Raw genomic sequence first — 2,898 nt, 5'->3', positions numbered from 1 at the left:
GCTCCTCGGCCGCCGGGTCGGAGTCGGCCACGATGCCCGCGCCCGCGCCGACGTAGGCCACGCCGCCCTTCATCAGCGCCGTGCGGATGGCGATCGCCATGTCCATGTCGCCGCCGAAGCCCAGGTAGCCCACCGTGCCGCCGTAGAGGCCGCGCCGGGTCGGCTCGAGCTCCTCGATGATCTCCATCGCCCGCACCTTGGGGGCCCCCGAGAGCGTGCCCGCCGGGAACGTCGCGGCCAGCGCGTCGAAGGCCGTCCGGTCCTCGCGCAGCTCGCTCACCACCGTCGACACGATGTGCATGACGTGGCTGTACCGCTCGACCCGCGCGAAGTCCGGCACCTCCACCGAACCCGCCCGGCTGACCCGGCCCAGGTCGTTGCGGCCGAGGTCGACCAGCATCACGTGCTCGGCCCGCTCCTTGGGGTCGGCCAGCAGCTCGGCGGCCAGCGCGTTGTCCTGCTCGGGGGTCGCGCCGCGCCACCGGGTGCCGGCGATCGGGTGCAGCACGGCCCGCCGGTCGGCGCCCACCTTGAGGTGCGCCTCCGGCGACGAGCCGACGATGTCGAAGTCGTCGAACCGGAGCAGATACATGTACGGGCTGGGGTTGGTCGCCCGCAGCACCCTGTAGACGTCGAGCGGGTCGGCGTCGGTGGCCCGCTCGAAGCGCTGCCCGACCACGATCTGGAAGCACTCGCCGGCCCGGATCGCCTCCTTGGCCCGCTCCACCGCCTTCTGATAGTCGCCCGCCGGGGTGCGGCTGGCGACCTCCCCCGGGCCGACCCGTTCCACCGTGGAGATCATCGGCGGCGTCGGCCGGGACAGGGCGGTGGTCATCGCGTCGAGCCGGCCGACCGCGTGGTGGTAGGCGGCACGTCGCTCGGCCTCGGAGGCGTCGGCGGTCATCACCGCGTTGGCCACCAGGATCGCCGAACCGTCGAAGTGGTCGAGGACCACCAGGTCGGTGGCCAGCATCATGCCCAGCTCGGGCAGCGACAGGTCGTCCTCGGCGATCGACGGCAGCCGCTCGAAGCGCCGGACCAGGTCGTAGCTGAGGTAGCCCACCATGCCGCCGGTCAGCGGCGGGAGGCCGGGCTGCGCTGAGAACGGCCCGGAGAGCGCCGCGACGGTCTCGCGCAGGGCGGCCACGGGATCGCCGTCGACGGGTACGCCGGCCGGCGGCGTACCCAGCCACCGCGCCTGCCCCTCGCGCTCGACCAGCGTCGCCGCGCTGCGGACCCCGACGAACGAATACCGCGACCAGGCGGCGCCCTGCTCGGCCGACTCGAGCAGGAAGGTGCCCGGGCCGCCGGCCAGCTTGGTGTAGACCCCGACCGGCGTCTCGCCGTCGGCCAGCAGCCGCCGCGTGACCGGCACCACACGCCGGCGCGTCGCGACGAAGTCCTCTTCACCCGGCAGGACCGCGCCGCTGGTCATTCCGCCGCCTTCAACACGTCGGAGAAGCAGCTGTGGGTCCCGGTGTGGCAGGCCGCGCCCTCCTGGTCGACGGAGAGCAGCAGCGCGTCGCCGTCGCAGTCCAGCGCGACCGACCGGACGTGCTGGTAATGACCCGACGTGGCGCCCTTCACCCAGTACTCCTTCCGGCTGCGCGACCAGTACGTCGCCAGGCCGGTGGTCAGCGTGCGGTGCAGTGCCTCGTCGTCCATCCACGCCATCATCAGCACGTCGCCCGTGCCGTGCTCGCGGACGATCGCCGCGACCAGCCCGTCGTCGTTACGCCGCAGGCGGGCCGCGATGGCCGGATCCAGGTGGGTTCCCACCCGCACATTCTTGCGCATCCGGGGGACACCGGATCGTCCGGCAACCCACGATCCGGTCACGACGACGCACCAGGGGTGTGTCCCGACTCCCGGGGCGGTACGGTCGTCCGTGCGCCGCACCGTGCCCAGGCGCCCCGCGCCCTTCTCCAGGGCGCCGCTTTCCGACGGGAGTCAAGATCGATGGACCCGAACTCGAGCTCCGACCAGGCCCGGCAGTCCCGCGGCCTGGCCCGCTTCTGGCCGGGTCACGGTGCCGCCGGGAGCGAGCCGGGACGCCATGAGTCCGATGAGGACGACGCGACCGTGATCGAGAGCCCGCCGGGATCGCGCGAGTCGCACTCCGGCTCGGCCCAGGCGGCCGCGGCCGCGCATCTGGCCGCGCAAAGTCAACATGACACCCAGATGGTGGCGCTGGGCTCGCGCGGCAACGCGTTCCAGCCGCCCCGGCCATGGGACGACAATCAGGGAGGGTTTCCGCCGGTGGATTCGGAACGGGCGCAGCAGAACGGGGAAGCGCCGCGGCACGGTGGCGCGCCCATCCCGAACGGTTCGGCGCCGATGCCACAGCCGCGGCCGGCCTTCGGCACACCGCCCGCCTTCCCGGGCGCGCCGGCCTCGCCGTTCGCCCCGCAGGCACCGCAGCCTCCGCAGGCCCCGCAGCCCCAGCAGGCCCCGCGTCCGCCGCAGCCGGGACAGTCCCAGCCGCAGCAGGCGCAGCCGCACGTTCCACAGCAACCGGGCCCGCAGCCCAGCACGCAGCAGCCCGCCTCTTCGCAGCCCGCGCCCCAGCAGCCGCAGCCGCTCAAGCCGGAACCGCCCGCTCCCCAGCCGCCGGTCGCCGAGGCGAAGATCGGCGAGGCTCCCGAGAAGGAGGACGAGCGGGAGGTCCGCGCCATCGCCCTGGGCGGCGCCACGGCCGCCCGCCGCCGCACCCACGACGAGGTGGAGGACGCGGCGGAGGAGCCGGCGCAGAACGGCAAGGTCGCCGGCTGGGCCACCGTTCCGACGTCCGGCATCCCGTCGCTCGCCAAGCAGGCCACCCCGCTCCCGGCGGCCCGCCGCTCGGCCAGCCTCGAGGACGCCGACGCCCTGCCCAGGGCCGGCCGCCGCACCCCGGAC

2 protein-coding genes and 1 pseudogene are annotated in these 2,898 nt (G+C 74.4%); 1 reads left to right on the top strand and 2 read right to left on the bottom strand.

Going from position 1 to position 2,898, the window contains the following annotated elements:
- Window positions 1–1,435: anthranilate synthase component I (locus AB0M20_RS35765; RefSeq protein WP_364304994.1), on the bottom strand; the 1,435-nt coding region annotated here is incomplete at its 3' end.
- The gene (gene hisI, locus AB0M20_RS35760; RefSeq protein WP_364304992.1) at window positions 1,432–1,797 is read right to left on the bottom strand and encodes a phosphoribosyl-AMP cyclohydrolase; all 366 of its coding nucleotides are present in this window, start codon (window positions 1,795–1,797) and stop codon (window positions 1,432–1,434) included. The genes AB0M20_RS35765 and hisI, both read right to left, overlap by 4 nt.
- A gap of 162 nt (window positions 1,798–1,959) precedes the next feature.
- On the opposite strand from hisI, the pseudogene AB0M20_RS35755 reads away from it, so the two are divergent.
- Window positions 1,960–2,898 (top strand): annotated as a pseudogene (locus AB0M20_RS35755) (hypothetical protein); the annotation flags it as partial.

This window comes from Actinoplanes sp. NPDC051633 (assembly GCF_040681735.1).
Lineage (GTDB): Bacteria > Actinomycetota > Actinomycetes > Mycobacteriales > Micromonosporaceae > Actinoplanes.
Note: the sequence above shows the minus strand (reverse complement) of the source record. Positions and strands in the feature narration are given on the sequence as shown.